Annotated in this window: 12 protein-coding genes; 6 read left to right on the forward strand and 6 right to left on the reverse strand. The window is 53.0% G+C overall.

The window, feature by feature from the left end; all coding sequences use genetic code 11:
* Nucleotides 1-67 precede the first annotated feature (67 nt).
* A complete protein-coding gene (lysA, locus tag HV261_RS07225) occupies nucleotides 68-1,324 on the forward strand; it encodes a diaminopimelate decarboxylase (RefSeq protein WP_202037849.1) in 1,257 nt (418 codons plus the stop codon).
* Between the two features lie 93 nt (nucleotides 1,325-1,417).
* On the opposite strand, the gene HV261_RS07230 is transcribed toward lysA, so the two are convergent.
* On the reverse strand, nucleotides 1,418-2,419 hold the full coding sequence (locus HV261_RS07230; RefSeq protein ID WP_202039668.1) for a LacI family DNA-binding transcriptional regulator: 1,002 nt from the start codon (nucleotides 2,417-2,419) through the stop codon (nucleotides 1,418-1,420).
* 22 nt (nucleotides 2,420-2,441) lie between these two features.
* Nucleotides 2,442-3,470 (reverse strand): HTH-type transcriptional regulator GalR, encoded by a 1,029-nt coding sequence (gene galR, locus HV261_RS07235; RefSeq protein ID WP_202037850.1) that lies wholly within the window; start codon nucleotides 3,468-3,470, stop codon nucleotides 2,442-2,444.
* A 597-nt stretch (nucleotides 3,471-4,067) separates the two neighbouring features.
* On the opposite strand from galR, the gene aas reads away from it, so the two are divergent.
* Together aas and lplT are read left to right on the forward strand one after the other, a co-directional pair.
* Complete coding sequence (aas, locus tag HV261_RS07240) at nucleotides 4,068-6,227, forward strand: bifunctional acyl-ACP--phospholipid O-acyltransferase/long-chain-fatty-acid--ACP ligase (protein ID WP_202037851.1); 2,160 nt, start codon at nucleotides 4,068-4,070, stop codon at nucleotides 6,225-6,227.
* Nucleotides 6,220-7,413 carry a lysophospholipid transporter LplT gene (gene lplT / locus HV261_RS07245; protein ID WP_137382691.1) on the forward strand — a complete coding sequence of 398 codons (1,194 nt, stop codon included), beginning with the start codon at nucleotides 6,220-6,222 and terminating at the stop codon, nucleotides 7,411-7,413. The genes aas and lplT overlap by 8 nt, the downstream gene beginning before the upstream one ends.
* A 90-nt stretch (nucleotides 7,414-7,503) precedes the next feature.
* On the opposite strand, the gene HV261_RS07250 is transcribed toward lplT, so the two are convergent.
* The 4 genes from HV261_RS07250 to mutH all read right to left on the reverse strand — a co-directional run bounded on the left by HV261_RS07250 (nucleotide 7,504) and on the right by mutH (nucleotide 10,500).
* Nucleotides 7,504-8,544, reverse strand: a complete 1,041-nt coding sequence (locus HV261_RS07250) for an NADP(H)-dependent aldo-keto reductase (protein WP_137382692.1) — start codon at nucleotides 8,542-8,544, stop codon at nucleotides 7,504-7,506.
* A 107-nt stretch (nucleotides 8,545-8,651) separates the two neighbouring features.
* Entirely contained in the window at nucleotides 8,652-8,870 is a 219-nt protein-coding gene (ygdR, locus tag HV261_RS07255; protein WP_005123410.1) for a lipoprotein YgdR, read from the reverse strand.
* Between the two features lie 146 nt (nucleotides 8,871-9,016).
* Nucleotides 9,017-9,730 carry a TerC family protein gene (locus HV261_RS07260; protein WP_040232169.1) on the reverse strand — a complete coding sequence of 238 codons (714 nt, stop codon included), beginning with the start codon at nucleotides 9,728-9,730 and terminating at the stop codon, nucleotides 9,017-9,019.
* A 74-nt stretch (nucleotides 9,731-9,804) separates the two neighbouring features.
* Entirely contained in the window at nucleotides 9,805-10,500 is a 696-nt protein-coding gene (gene mutH / locus HV261_RS07265) for a DNA mismatch repair endonuclease MutH (RefSeq protein ID WP_202037852.1), read from the reverse strand.
* A gap of 684 nt (nucleotides 10,501-11,184) precedes the next feature.
* Between mutH and rppH the strand changes: the two genes are divergently transcribed.
* The 3 genes from rppH to lgt all read left to right on the forward strand — a co-directional run bounded on the left by rppH (nucleotide 11,185) and on the right by lgt (nucleotide 15,039).
* Entirely contained in the window at nucleotides 11,185-11,715 is a 531-nt protein-coding gene (gene rppH, locus HV261_RS07270) for an RNA pyrophosphohydrolase (protein WP_003825602.1), read from the forward strand.
* A gap of 12 nt (nucleotides 11,716-11,727) precedes the next feature.
* A complete protein-coding gene (gene ptsP / locus HV261_RS07275; RefSeq protein ID WP_115642935.1) occupies nucleotides 11,728-13,974 on the forward strand; it encodes a phosphoenolpyruvate--protein phosphotransferase in 2,247 nt (748 codons plus the stop codon).
* Between the two features lie 189 nt (nucleotides 13,975-14,163).
* Complete coding sequence (gene lgt, locus HV261_RS07280) at nucleotides 14,164-15,039, forward strand: prolipoprotein diacylglyceryl transferase (RefSeq protein WP_048213109.1); 876 nt, start codon at nucleotides 14,164-14,166, stop codon at nucleotides 15,037-15,039.
* The last annotated feature ends 2 nt before the right edge of the window (nucleotides 15,040-15,041 follow it).

The following is a 15,041-nucleotide window of genomic DNA, read 5'->3' on the forward strand; positions in this document are numbered from 1 at the left end:
AAAACGATATTTTTTATTCTCTTCATGCTGTGGCGTAATCATAAAAAAGCCAATACCGGAGCACAGCATGCCACGTCCACTCAACAGCACTGATACTGACCTGACCGCAGATAACCTACTGCGTCTGCCCGCCGAATTCGGCTGTCCGGTATGGGTTTACGATGCGCAGATTATCCGCGCGCAGATAGCCAAACTGAGTCAGTTTGACGTGGTGCGTTTTGCCCAAAAGGCCTGCTCGAATATTCATATTTTGCGTCTGATGCGTGAGCAGGGCGTGAAGGTGGACTCAGTCTCGTTGGGCGAGATTGAACGTGCGCTGGCGGCAGGTTTTGTGCCGGAGAATGATGAAATCGTCTTTACCGCCGATATGATTGACCAGGCGACGCTGGCCCGGGTGCATGAGCTACGTATTCCTGTAAACGCCGGGTCGGTTGATATGCTGGAACAGCTGGGCCAGGTTTCGCCAGGGCATCGTGTATGGCTGCGCGTCAACCCAGGTTTTGGTCACGGGCATAGCCAGAAAACCAATACCGGCGGCGAGAACAGCAAGCACGGTATCTGGTACAGCGATCTACCGGCGGCGCTGGAAGTTATTCAACGTTACCAGCTGAAACTGGTGGGCATTCACATGCATATCGGCTCCGGTGTGGACTACGGCCATCTGGAGCAAGTGTGTGGCGCGATGGTGCGTCAGGTTGTTGAATTCGGTCAGGATCTGGACGCTATATCTGCGGGCGGAGGTTTGTCGATCCCATATCGCGAAGGAGAAGAGGCGATCAACACCGATCACTACGTTGGTTTGTGGAGCGCGGCACGCGATCAAATAGCCAAACATCTGGGGCATCCGGTGAAACTTGAGATCGAGCCAGGTCGTTTTCTGGTGGCGGAAGCGGGTGTGCTGGTGGCGCAAGTGCGCAGTGTGAAAGAGATGGGCAGTCGTCACTTCGTGTTGATCGACGCGGGCTTTAACGATCTGATGCGACCGGCAATGTACGGCAGCTATCACCATATCTCCGCATTGGCCGGGGATGGCCGCTCGCTGGATAATGCGGAGCAGATTGAGACGGTGGTTGCCGGTCCACTGTGCGAATCGGGCGATGTTTTTACCCAACAGGAAGGCGGCAAAGTCGAAACCCGTCTATTACCTGCGGTAGTGCCGGGAGATTACCTGGTATTGCATGATACCGGTGCATATGGCGCGTCGATGTCGTCGAACTACAATAGCCGCCCGCTGCTACCGGAAGTGCTGTTTGATAACGGCGTGGCGCGACTGATTCGCCGTCGTCAGACCATTGAAGAGCTGTTAGCGCTGGAGATTATCTGATTGCATGCCGGATGGCGCTACGCTTATCCGGCCTACGAAGTTAACGGTGGGGCCTGCAGGCCGGATAAGGCGAAACCGCCATCCGGCATCTGATTACTTAAAGTACGGTCCGAGCGTTACGGAGTCACGCAACACCAGGGTACCCGTAAACGGTGGAATGGGTTCTACGTCTTCGTTATTAGCCAGACGAATAGCCTGATCGATTGCCGTGGTTATCATGGTATCAATCGGCAGATAGACGGTGGAGAGTCCTGGCTCCAGCCACTTCGCGCTGGGCGCATCATCAAAACCAAACAACGAAACATCCTCGGGGATCTTTAGTCCAGCCTGATGTAATGCTTTCGATGCACCTAACGCCATGTCATCGTTACAGGCGAACAGTGCGCTGAATTTCACCCCTTCATCTAACAGTTCACGACAGGCTTCATAGCCCCTGGTCATCGTTGAATCGCCGTATTTGACCCTGGCAGGTTCCCAGGGAATACCGTTTTTTTCCAGCGCCTTACGATATCCCATCAACCGGGATTTACCGGTTGGCGTATGGCCGGGGACGGTGATGCAGGCAATATCACGATGTCCTTGCGAGATGAGGTAATCGACGGCCTGAAACGCCGCGTCTTCCTGTTCAAAGAAAATCGCGCGGTCGCGGGCCTGGCTGACGTCGCGGTTAATGACCAGCAATGGCATATCAATGCGGGTCATCAGCGACAGAATCGCCTTTTCGCTCATGTAGCGGGTGTAGAGAATAATGGCGTCGCACTGTCGGTCGGCCAGCATTTGAACGGCTTCCTGCTCACGCTCTGGTGTGTCATGGCCGTCGGTGACAATCAGCTGTTTGCCGTGAGACTCCGTCTGGCGCGATGCCTGTTGCAGCAAACGACCAAAGTAGAATCCATCAAATGTAGACACCACCAAACCAATGCTGTTGCTGGTGCGGTTTGCCAGTGAACGCGCTAAAAAATTAGGCCGATAATCTAATGCCTGCATGGCGTTGAAGACTTTCTGGCGCGTGCTTTCTTTAACCTGCCCCGTACCATTAAGTACGCGTGAAACGGTCGCTTTCGATACGCCAGCATGTCGTGAAACGTCTAACATCGTTGTCATGACGCAATCCTGATTAATCGTTTGACGAAGAATTTCCCGGCTCAGTCAGCGCCGAAACGGAATGCCGACGTACCAGCGTTGGGTTAAAGACGTGAGTGATTTCCGGGACCGGGCGTTTTTCGGCCAGCGCCAGCGCCAGTTCGGCGGCCTGGGTTGCCATCGTCACGATAGGGTAACGTACCGTCGTCAGCCGCGGACGCACGTAGCGTGAAACCAGTACATCATCAAAGCCAATCAGCGAGATTTCGCCTGGTACATCAATGCCATTATCGTTTAACACACCCATAGCGCCCGCCGCCATTGAGTCGTTATAGCAGGCGATAGCCGTGAAGTTTTTGCCGCGACCAAGCAGCTCAGTCATTGCCTGCTCGCCGCCGCTTTCATCGGGCTCGCCAAACGTGACCAGTCGATCGTTTACCGGAATATTGCTTTCTGCCAGCGCGTCGTAATAGCCTTGCAAACGATCTTCCGCATCTGAAATGCTGTGGTTGGAACACAGATAACCGATGCGCGTATGGCCCTGCTGAATAAGATGACGGGTTGCCAGCCAGGCACCGTAACGATCGTCCAGCGCAACGCAGCGTTGTTCGAATCCCGGTAAGATTCGGTTGATCAGTACCATACCGGGGATCTGTTTCATCAATGATGCCAGTTCGGCATCCGGGATAATTTTAGCGTGGACCACGAGGGCTGCGCAGCGGTGGCGAATAAGTTGCTCAATCGCCTGACGTTCCTTTTGCTCGTTATGGTAGCCGTTGCCAATCAGTAAAAAATTACCGGTGTTATAGGCCACCTGCTCGACAGCTTTAACCATTGCCCCAAAGAATGGATCGGACACATCACCTACTACCAGACCGACGGTTTCAGTAGATTGTTGCGCCAGCGCACGCGCGTTGGCGTTGGGGTGGTAGCTGAGTGATTCCATTGCACTCATTACAGCCAGACGCGATGCTTCGCTGGCTTTGGGGGAGTCATTGATCACTCGAGAAACGGTGGCGACTGATACACCAGCTAGTCGGGCTACATCCTTTATGGTCGCCATGATAGTACCTGTTGTGGGTAAACGCTTACATCCCGCCAGTGTTACGGAAAACGGCTGTCTGTTCAAGCAGATTGCCCGTCAGGACGTCGCAAATGTGAGCGGACACGAGCGAAGTAAGACAGAAAATAGAAAATGAAAACCTTTGCTTACACTTTGCGATGTGCTGTTGCGATTGTTCGCTGGTGAGGGGAGAGAGCGGATTGATAGAGTTGAGATCCCAGAGGTATTGATAGGTGAAATCAACTTTCGGGTTGATCACAAAATTTACACCAGCCTGCGCAGATGCGCAGGTTTTTTTTTGCGTCCAGCGTACCTGTAACAGTAACCGATAATTTACACAACTCGTTGCACTTGGGTTCATTCCTTTGCGTTTTCCAACTGGCGGAACGGCGCAGTGACGGCCACAATCAAGATCCCAGAGGTATTGATTGGTGAGATTATTCGGTACGCACTTCGTACCTGTCTCTTGCACCGACCTGCGCGGATGCGCAGGTTTTTTTTCGGACTCTATTTACCCGTTATCTGTCGCGCCCATTCCCCAACTCGTATAATCTCCCATCATTGATGTTCATATAATTAATGGTACAGGGAGTTGAGATGCTATTTGGCTTTTTTCGTAACCTGTTTCGCGTGCTTTTTCGTGTTCGCGTCACGGGCGATGTCAGCGTGCTACGGGGAGAACGCGTCTTAATTACGCCTAACCATGTCTCATTTATCGATGGTATCCTGCTGGCGCTCTTTTTACCGATTCGCCCTGTGTTTGCCGTTTACACCTCTATTAGTCAGCAATGGTATATGCGCTGGCTCACTCCACTGATTGATTTCGTACCGCTAGACCCAACCAAACCGATGTCGATTAAACATCTGGTACGTCTGGTCGAGCAGGGCCGTCCGGTGGTTATCTTCCCGGAAGGGCGTATTTCGACCACCGGTTCACTGATGAAAATCTACGACGGCGCCGGGTTCGTTGCCGCAAAATCAAAGGCGACGGTGGTGCCTGTGCGTATTGAAGGCGCGGAACTGACCCATTTCAGCCGTCTGAAAGGTCTGGTTAAACAGCGATTCTTCCCGCAAATCAGCATCCATATCCTACCGCCAACGGCATTGCCGATGCCGGAAGCGCCGCGCGCACGCGATCGTCGCAAAATTGCCGGTGAAATGCTGCACCAGATTATGATGGAAGCGCGTATGGCCGTCCGCCCGCGTGAAACGTTATACGAGTCTCTGCTGGCGGCAAAATACCGGTTTGGCGCAGGCAAAAACTGCATTGAAGATATTAAGTTCACGCCGGACAGCTATCGCAAACTGCTGACGAAAACGCTGTTTGTCGCACGTATTCTGGAAAAATACAGCACCGAGGGTGAAAGAATCGGCCTGATGCTGCCAAATGCGGGTATCAGCGCGGCGGTTATTTTTGGCGCCATTGCGCGTCGACGTATCCCGGCCATGATGAACTATACGGCGGGTGTGAAGGGGTTAACCAGCGCCATTACCGCGTCAGAAATCAAAACCATTTTTACCTCCCGGCAGTTTCTCGATAAGGGCAAGCTCTGGCATTTACCGGAACAACTCACGCAAGTGCGCTGGGTGTATCTGGAAGACTTGAAGGCCGATGTGACGTTTAGCGATAAGCTGTGGATTTTCTCACACCTGCTGGCGCCGCATCTGGCACAGGTGAAACAGCAGCCGGAAGAGGCCGCGGTGATCCTCTTTACCTCGGGATCAGAAGGCCATCCGAAAGGTGTCGTTCACAGCCATAAGAGCATTCTGGCGAACGTCGAGCAGATTAAGACGATTGCCGATTTCACCGCCGACGATCGCTTTATGTCAGCATTGCCGCTATTTCACTCGTTTGGCCTGACGGTAGGGTTATTCACGCCGTTGCTAACCGGCGCTGAAGTGTTTTTGTACCCCAGTCCGCTGCATTACCGCGTCGTTCCTGAGCTGGTATATGACCGTAACTGCACCGTGTTGTTTGGTACCTCAACGTTCCTCGGCAATTATGCGCGGTTTGCTCACCCGTACGATTTCCACCGTCTGCGCTATGTTGTTGCCGGAGCCGAAAAGCTGCAAGACAGCACGAAACAGTTGTGGCAGGAGAAATTTGGTCTGCGCGTCCTTGAAGGTTATGGCGTGACGGAGTGTGCGCCGGTGGTGTCGATTAACGTACCGATGGCGGCGAAATCGGGAACGGTAGGGCGCATTCTGCCTGGTATGGATGCCCGACTGTTGGCCGTTCCTGGTATTGAGGATGGCGGGCGTTTACAGCTGAAAGGCCCTAATATAATGAGCGGCTATCTGCGCGTCGAAAAGCCGGGTGTACTGGAAGTCCCGACCGCAGAAAATGCCCAGGGTCAGATAGAACACGGCTGGTACGACACCGGTGATGTCGTGCGCTTTGATGAAAATGGCTTTGTACAGATTCAGGGGCGTGCCAAGCGCTTTGCTAAAATCGCCGGTGAGATGGTGTCACTGGAGATGGTTGAACAGCTGGCGCTGGCGGTATCTGCTGACAAAATGCATGCCACGGCTATCAAGAGCGATGCCAATAAAGGGGAAGCGCTGGTGCTGTTTACTACCGACGGCGAGCTGACCCGTGAAAAATTACTCCAGTATGCGCGCATCCACGGCATTCCAGAGCTTGCCGTACCGCGTGATATCCGCCACCTGAAACAACTCCCTCTGCTCGGCAGCGGTAAGCCAGATTTTGTCACACTGAAAAGCTGGGTCGATGAACCGGAAAAACAACATGCGTGAGTCAGTACACACTAGCACTTCAATCTGGTCCAAAGGGATGATGTCCGTTATCGCCGCGCAGTTTTTGTCAGCGTTTGGCGATAACGCGTTGTTGTTTGCTACCCTGGCTTTGCTCAAGGCGCAGTTCTACCCGGACTGGAGTCAGCCAATCCTGCAAATGGTGTTTGTGGGCGCTTACATTCTGTTTGCTCCTTTTGTCGGGCAGGTCGCGGATAGCTTTGCGAAAGGCAGAGTGATGATGTTCGCCAACGGTCTCAAGCTGCTGGGGGCGGCGAGTATCTGTTTCGGCGTTAACCCATTTCTCGGGTATACGCTGGTGGGTATTGGCGCGGCGGCGTATTCTCCGGCCAAGTATGGCATCCTGGGTGAGCTGACGACTGGCGACAAACTGGTGAAAGCCAACGGTCTGATGGAAGCTTCCACCATTGCCGCTATCTTGCTGGGTTCTGTTGCTGGCGGTGTGCTGGCCGACTGGCATGTCATTGCTGCGCTTTCCGCCTGCGCCCTGGCCTATGCTGGTGCCGTGGTGGCTAACCTGTATATCCCGAAACTGGCCGCGGCTCGCCCCGGTCAGTCGTGGCATCTGGGGAAAATGACGCGCAGTTTCTTCTGTGCCGCCTCTTCGCTGTGGCGCGACGGTGAAACACGTTTCTCGTTGGTCGGAACCAGCCTGTTTTGGGGCGCGGGCGTCACGCTGCGTTTTCTGCTGGTGCTGTGGGTGCCAGTGGCGCTGGGTATTACCGATAACGCCACGCCGACCTATCTCAACGCTATGGTGGCTATCGGGATTGTTGTGGGAGCCGGCGCGGCAGCAAAACTGGTGACGCTGGAAACGGTGTCGCGCTGTATGCCTGCGGGGATACTGATAGGCGTAGTCGTCCTGATCTTCTCGCTCCAGCATGCGCTGTTGCCAGCCTATGCCTTACTGATGCTTATCGGCGTGTTAGGCGGTTTTTTTGTCGTGCCGTTGAATGCGTTGCTGCAGGAGCGGGGCAAGAAAAGCGTCGGTGCGGGTAATGCGATAGCGGTGCAAAACCTGGGTGAAAACAGCGCGATGTTGCTGATGCTCGGTATCTACTCACTGGCGGTGTTGGTGGGTATTCCTGCGGTAGCCATTGGCGTTGGATTTGGTGCGCTGTTTGCCCTGGCGATTACGGCGCTGTGGATCTGGCAGCGCCGCCGGTAACATTGCTGGATGGTGACGCAGCGTCTTATCCGGCCTACAGGAAGAACAATTTGTAGGTCTGATAAACGCAGCGTCATCAGGCACTAAAAATTACGGTGCAGGATAGGTATACACCTGATGCACCGCTTCAATCTCCGCCAGTACTTCTTCACTCAACTCCAGATACAGGCTTTCAACGTTGGTTTTTAGCTGCTCCATTGTCGTTGCGCCCAGCAGTGTGCTGGCGACAAACGGCTGACGACGAACAAAGGCCAGCGCCATCTGCGCAGGATCGAGGTTATGGCGTTTGGCGATATCCACATAGGCAGCTACCGCTTTTTGCGTTTGCTCGCTGCTGTAGCGCGTAAAACGGCTAAACAGCGTATTGCGTGCGCCGGCAGGTTTCGCGCCGTTTAGGTATTTGCCGGTTAAGGTGCCAAAACCAAGGCACGAGTAGGCCAGTAGCTCAACGCCTTCATACTGGCTCACTTCGGCCAGTCCAACTTCAAAGCTGCGGTTTAGCAGGCTGTACGGGTTCTGGATAGTGGCGATACGCGGCAGGTCATGCTTGTCTGCCAGGTGCAGGTAACGCATTACGCCAAACGCCGTTTCGTTGGAAACACCGATGTAACGAATCTTGCCCGCACGCTGAAACTCAGCCAGCGCGTCCAGCGTATCCAGCAGGGAAACAACTGGCGCGGAGTCCGTCCAGCTATACCCTAGCTTACCAAAGCAGTTTGTCGGACGCTGGGGCCAGTGGACCTGATAGAGATCGAGATAATCGGTCTGCAGTCTTTTCAGACTGTCGTGCAGTGCCTCACGGATGTTTTTACGATCCAGCGCCTGATTCGGTCGAATACCGCTGTCATTGTTACGCGCCGGGCCGCTGACTTTAGAGGCAACGATCAGTTTTTCGCGGCTGCCGTGCTTGGCGAGCCAGTTGCCCACGTAAGTTTCGGTGAGTCCCTGGGTTTCTGGGCGAGGCGGTACCGGATACATCTCGGCAACGTCGATTAAATTTATGCCTTGTGCAACGGCATAGTCGAGCTGTGCATGTGCGTCGGCTTCGCTGTTTTGTTCACCAAACGTCATTGTGCCCAGCCCCAGTGTACTGACTTCCAGCGAGCTGTGGGGTATACGGTGATATTGCATAGCCGTTTCCTTTTTATAATCACGACATAAGGATTATAAAAATGGCTGAGGGAAGGGAAAAAGGGAAGCAAAATCGTTAAGGCCAGCAGCGCGGCTGACCTTAACCATCAACGCTCAATGATTTGAGAGACTTCGTCGCGGTTAATTTGCATCGCATTGCCTTGCTGATCGTGGTAACTCACCAGACCGGTATCATCGTCAATTTCTGGTTTACCATCGGTCAGGATCATTCGACCATCTTTTGTTGCCATCACATAATCACTGCTGCATCCGGAAACGGCAAAAGCCAGCCCGACGGCGGAAATTAAAACTGCCCATTTTTTCATCTGCTTATCCTCACATGGCCTGCGTCTGACACTAGTTTAGTAATAACGCGAAGTTGTGCAGGGCGAAAGCAGTAAAATCTTAATCTGTGAGAGAGGGAAGGTGCGCAGGGAGTATTCGCTCCCCATGCGGGGAGCGAAAGCGTCTGTCAGAGCGGATTTTTTTTATTGCGCCACAGGTTCAGGGTCTCTACAGCGATAGAGAAGAACATCGCGAAGTAAATGTATCCTTTCGGCACATGGACATCGAAGCTTTCCAGAATTAGCGTGAAGCCAACCAGTATCAGGAAAGAGAGTGCCAGCATTTTTACCGAAGGGTGACGATCAACAAACTCACCAATTGGGCGGGCTGCAAACATCATTACACCCACGGCAATCACGACGGCTGCCATCATAATAAACAGATGATCGGACAAGCCTACTGCGGTGATTACTGAGTCCAGACTGAAGATAATATCCAACAGCATGATCTGCACAATCGCGCCGAGGAAAGAAGAGACGCGGGTTTTCAGCCCTTCCTCTTCGCCCTCAATGGACTCGTGGATCTCTTTACTCGCTTTCCAGATCAGGAACAATCCGCCGAGCAGAAGGATCAGATCGCGCGCTGAAATCGCCTCGCCAAACAGCTCGAATAACGGGTTAGTGAGCCGCGTTACCCATGCGATGGATGCCAGCAGCGCCAGACGCATCACCATCGCTGCCGCCAGCCCGATTCGTCGGGCATGATTGCGTTGTGCTGTTGGGAGTTTTGCTACAACCAGAGAAAGGAAAATAATATTGTCGATCCCGAGAACGATCTCCAGCAGCGTCAGCGTACCGAGCGCGAGCCAGGCGTTAGGATCGGTTATCCATGCAAATAACATCGAACAAAGTCCTGCCAAAAAAAAGAAGCGGTAATTATAGGCGCGTAACGCGACGGGCGAAAGGTCAGGGTGTGTTATTGAGCCTGGAATAGAAAATGCCGTTCCAGCAGTGCGCGGGTGAAGTTCTTTTTCAGATAAAACCCGCGTGGCAGAGTCAGGATCGGTTCACCATGGGCACCGATTGCCTCGGTAAGCGCCCGGGCGTTGGCGGCTTTTGGGCGTAGTTGTAAAACTTCACCATGACGGGCGGTGATACGTTCGACGTGCCCTAACACAATCATGTCCATTAACTCTTCCCAGTCCAGACGCAACTGTCGATCTTCCTCTTCATTCGGACTCCACAACAGCGGAGAGCCAACGCGACGTTCAGCCACAGGGATGCTGCGTGCACCTTCTACGGGTATCCACAATACGCGTTTAAGCTTGTGTCGAACATGGCTGGTTTCCCAGGTCACGCCGGTATTGCCGGTTAACGGTGCCACGCAGACAAAGGTCGTTTCCAACGGTCTGCCAAGGCTATCCACAGGGATCGTTTTTAACTCCACGCCCAGCGCGGCGAAATCCTGCTCCGGTTTACTGCCCGCACTGGCCCCAAGCCAGATTTCCAGCAGTACGCCAATCCAGCCTTTGTCCCGCTTCAGATCCTTTGGCGCAACGAGTCCTGCCATCGCCGCCAGTTCTCCCAACGTGTAGCCCGAAAGTTGCCGTGCCTGGTGCAGCAACTGGGCTTCGGATTCAGGAGGAGAAAGCAATGGATGGAGTTCTGGCATCAGGTTTACCCTTGGGTTAAAAAATGAGCAATGATTTTATACCGTGTGGACAGAGTTTATCTTTTTCCACATGCTTTATCCAATTGCATGATTTATAGTGGTTTTTATATTTTTATGTAGAGTGTTGCGCAACAGAAAACGGGGTTTTCCAATTCTGGTCACTGACAATGAACAGGATCTTACACCATGTTATCCACAGAAAGATGGGATAACTGTGAAAAACCCCCACTACTGTTTCAATTTACAGCCTTGACGTGCGACGAAAATCGAATTTTCACACAAATTGTGCCTAACTTATTGGCATAATCTGTGGATAAAACCAACGCTGGTCGATCTTTCATCAGCTCGAAGATTGTATGCGTGATGCACATCACATTTCTGCATGTTTAGCTACAGTTGTTGCTTTTAACTTAATGAATATATAAGACTATTTTTGGAGTGTGACGGATGTCCTGTTCAGACTGTTCCGGGTTTTCCCATAGTAATTCCGTACTTCTTCACAACTATATCCACAGAAAAGGTGAATAAAATCGCCTATGTAGCGTATCTTCTGTTTATAACTCGGCCATTTGCTGTGAGTTATTCAATTGTTATTAGAATATCGCCCCCTTAACAGAGTGGTTTACCGCCCCTCTGGAGTGTGAAACAATCGTTTGTATATAAGGTTTATGTTGAGGTAGTCCGGTGATTGATGACGATGGCTACCGCCCGAATGTAGGGATAGTAATTTGTAACCGCCAGGGGCAGGTCATGTGGGCCCGGCGATTTGGTCAGCACTCCTGGCAATTCCCGCAAGGCGGGATAAATGCAGGAGAGACAGCAGAGCAGGCGATGTACCGGGAACTCTTTGAAGAAGTCGGTCTGAGTCGTAAAGATGTGCGGATCCTTGCTTCTACTCGTAACTGGTTGCGTTACAAGTTACCGAAACGTTTGGTGCGTTGGGACACAAAGCCGGTTTGTATCGGCCAGAAACAAAAATGGTTTCTTCTGCAGTTGGTCAGCAGTGATGCTGAAATCAATATGCAAACCAGCAGTACACCTGAGTTCGACGGCTGGCGCTGGGTGAGTTACTGGTATCCGGTTCGACAGGTGGTGTCATTTAAACGCGATGTCTATCGCAGGGTGATGAAAGAATTCGCAAGTGTTGTGATGGCGCTTCAGGAGAGCACTCCTAAGCCGCAAAGCGCACCTGCGTACAGACGTAAAAGAGGTTAAGCTACGCAAATTATGCTCACCCGCCTGCGCGAAATAGTCGAAAAGGTGGCCAGTGCCCCACGTCTCAATGAGGCGTTGAATATTCTGGTTACTGACATCTGTCTTGCGATGGATACAGAGGTCTGCTCGGTCTACCTGGCCGATCACGACCGGCGCTGCTATTACCTGATGGCGACCCGAGGGCTTAAAAAACCACGCGGTCGCACTGTTGCACTGGCGTTTGATGAAGGGATCGTTGGCCTGGTTGGCAGGCTGGCGGAACCTATCAACCTCGCCGATGCGCAAAAACACCCCAGCTTTAAATATATTCCTTCGGTGAAAGAAGAACGTTTTCGTGCGTTCTTAGGCGTACCGATCATCCAGCGACGCCAGTTATTAGGCGTCCTGGTGGTACAGCAACGTGAGTTGCGCCAGTACGACGAAAGCGAAGAATCTTTTCTGGTCACGCTTGCCACACAAATGGCCGCTATTCTGTCTCAGTCGCAGTTAACCGCGCTATTTGGGCAATACCGGCAAACGCGTATCCGTGCGTTGCCTGCCGCTCCCGGTGTGGCAATCGCTGAAGGCTGGCAGGATGCCACGCTGCCGCTGATGGAGCAGGTGTATCAGGCTTCAACGTTGGATCCGGTGCTTGAGCGTGAACGCCTGACTGGCGCACTGGAAGAAGCCGCGAATGAATTTCGCCGCTACAGTAAGCGTTTTGCTGCCGGGGCACAGAAAGAGACGGCGGCAATTTTTGATCTCTATTCGCACCTGCTCTCCGATACCCGTCTGCGCCGCGAGTTGTTCGCGGAAGTGGATAACGGCTCGGTGGCCGAGTGGGCGGTTAAAACGATCATTGAGAAGTTTGCCGAACAGTTTGCCGCGCTAAGCGATAACTATCTTAAAGAACGCGCCGGGGATTTGCGCGCGTTGGGGCAGCGTTTGCTGTTCCATCTTGATGACTCAGTTCAGGGACCGAATGCCTGGCCGGAACGTTTCGTGCTGGTGGCGGATGAGCTGTCTGCCACTACGCTGGCGGAACTTCCCCAGGACCGGTTGGTAGGGGTTGTCGTCAGGGATGGTGCCGCCAACTCTCACGCGGCGATTATGGTCCGTGCGCTGGGGATCCCGACCGTAATGGGGGCTGATATCCAGCCGTCTGTGTTGCACCGCCGCACGTTGGTGGTGGATGGCTATCGTGGCGAACTGTTGGTTGATCCGGAGCCGGTATTAATCCAGGAATACCAGCGTCTCATTAGTGAAGAGATCGAACTGAGCCGTCTGGCGGAAGATGATGTTAATCAACCGGCACAGTTGAAAAGCGGCGAGCGCGTGAAGGTGATGCTCAACGCGGGGCTAAGTCCGGAACATGAAGAGAAGCTGGGTAGCCGAATTGACGGTATCGGGCTGTATCGTACTGAAATTCCGTTCATGCTGCAAAGCGGCTTTCCATCTGAAGAAGAGCAGGTCGCGCAGTATCAGGGCATGCTGCAGATGTTTAACGATAAGCCCGTAACTCTGCGTACGCTGGATGTCGGGGCCGATAAACAACTGCCGTACATGCCCATCAGCGAAGAGAATCCATGCCTTGGCTGGCGAGGGATCCGCATAACGCTCGATCAACCGGAGATCTTTTTGATCCAGGTTCGCGCCATGCTGCGTGCGAATGCGGCAACCGGAAACCTGAGCATTTTACTGCCGATGGTGACCAGTATTGATGAAGTGGATGAAGCGCGACGCCTGATAGAACGTGCCGGACGCGAAGTGGAAGAGATGATCGGCTACGAGATCCCAAAACCACGTATTGGCATCATGCTGGAAGTCCCGTCGATGGTGTTTATGCTGCCGCATTTGGCAAACAGGATCGATTTTATCTCGGTTGGGACCAACGATCTGACCCAGTATATTTTGGCTGTCGACCGGAACAACACACGCGTTGCCAGTATTTATGACAGCCTGCATCCGGGGATGTTACGTGCGCTGGCCATGATTGCGCAGGAGGCGGAGAAAAGCGGCATCGATTTGCGCTTGTGTGGTGAAATGGCGGGTGACCCGATGTGCGTCACCATCCTTATTGGGCTTGGTTTCCGTCATTTATCGATGAACGGGCGTTCTGTAGCACGTGTGAAATACCTGCTGCGCCATATCGATTTTGACGAAGCGCAAACGCTGGCGCAGCGCAGCCTGGAAGCGCAACTGGCGACGGAAGTGCGTCATCAGGTGGCGGCATTTATGGAACGCCGCGGTATGGGGGGGTTGATTCGCGGAGGATTGTAGGCCTGATAAGCGTAGCGCCATCAGGCAATACGGGGGTAAAGATTAGCTATACAGATCTTTTACATCTTCCCGGCATCCGCTGCGATCCCCTTGTGCTATCATTCGCACCTTTGGAGCGCCTGCATTATGCAGGCGCGCTTATCAATTGCTGTCTGACTTCAGCGAAATAACAAGAACTTGTGGTGACAGATGACCAGTAGCTATCTGCATTTTCCGGATTTCGATCCGGTCATTTTCTCAATTGGACCCGTCGCGCTTCACTGGTACGGCATGATGTATCTGGTGGGGTTTATTTTCGCGATGTGGCTGGCAACGCGCCGGGCTAATCGCCCGGGCAGTGGCTGGACCAAAAACGAAGTAGAAAACTTACTTTATGCAGGCTTCCTCGGGGTCTTCCTCGGCGGGCGTATTGGCTACGTGCTGTTCTATAACTTCCCGCTGTTCCTTGATAACCCGTTGTATCTGTTCCGCGTCTGGGATGGGGGCATGTCCTTCCATGGCGGGCTTATCGGGGTGATCCTGGTGATGATTATCTTCGCCAAACGCACCAAGCGTACATTCTTCCAGGTCTCTGATTTTATTGCTCCACTGATTCCGTTTGGTTTGGGCGCAGGCCGTCTGGGTAACTTTATTAACGGTGAACTGTGGGGGCGCGTCGACCCGAACTTCAAGTATGCCATGTTGTTCCCAGGCTCCCGCACTGAAGATATTTTATTGCTGCAAACCAACCCGCAGTGGCAGTCTATTTTTGACACATACGGCTCTTTGCCTCGCCATGCCTCACAGCTTTATGAGATGGCGCTGGAAGGGGTTGTGCTGTTTATCATTCTTAACCTGTTTATTCGCAAACCTCGTCCGATGGGCTCGGTTTCCGGTCTGTTCCTGATTGGCTATGGCGCGTTTCGTATTATCGTCGAATTCTTCCGCCAGCCGGATGCGCAGTTTACCGGCACATGGGTTCAGTACATCAGCATGGGGCAGATCCTGTCTATCCCGATGATTGTCGCAGGTATTATTATGATGGTTTGGGCGTATCGTCGCAGCCCGCAGCAACACGTTTCCTGAGG

Source organism: Citrobacter sp. RHBSTW-00671 (assembly GCF_014103415.1).
GTDB lineage: Bacteria > Pseudomonadota > Gammaproteobacteria > Enterobacterales > Enterobacteriaceae > Citrobacter.

Bases quoted from the DNA above. Each gene is read 5' to 3' on its own strand.
- lysA (WP_202037849.1), top strand. From the start codon at position 68: ATGCCACGTCCACTCAACAGCACTGATACTGACCTGACCGCAGATAAC.
- HV261_RS07230 (WP_202039668.1), bottom strand. From the start codon at position 2,419: ATGTTAGACGTTTCACGACATGCTGGCGTATCGAAAGCGACCGTTTCA.
- galR (WP_202037850.1), bottom strand. From the start codon at position 3,470: ATGGCGACCATAAAGGATGTAGCCCGACTAGCTGGTGTATCAGTCGCC.
- aas (WP_202037851.1), top strand. From the start codon at position 4,068: ATGCTATTTGGCTTTTTTCGTAACCTGTTTCGCGTGCTTTTTCGTGTT.
- lplT (WP_137382691.1), top strand. From the start codon at position 6,220: ATGCGTGAGTCAGTACACACTAGCACTTCAATCTGGTCCAAAGGGATG.
- HV261_RS07250 (WP_137382692.1), bottom strand. From the start codon at position 8,544: ATGCAATATCACCGTATACCCCACAGCTCGCTGGAAGTCAGTACACTG.
- ygdR (WP_005123410.1), bottom strand. From the start codon at position 8,870: ATGAAAAAATGGGCAGTTTTAATTTCCGCCGTCGGGCTGGCTTTTGCC.
- HV261_RS07260 (WP_040232169.1), bottom strand. From the start codon at position 9,730: ATGTTATTTGCATGGATAACCGATCCTAACGCCTGGCTCGCGCTCGGT.
- mutH (WP_202037852.1), bottom strand. From the start codon at position 10,500: ATGCCAGAACTCCATCCATTGCTTTCTCCTCCTGAATCCGAAGCCCAG.
- ptsP (WP_115642935.1), top strand. From the start codon at position 11,728: ATGCTCACCCGCCTGCGCGAAATAGTCGAAAAGGTGGCCAGTGCCCCA.
- lgt (WP_048213109.1), top strand. From the start codon at position 14,164: ATGACCAGTAGCTATCTGCATTTTCCGGATTTCGATCCGGTCATTTTC.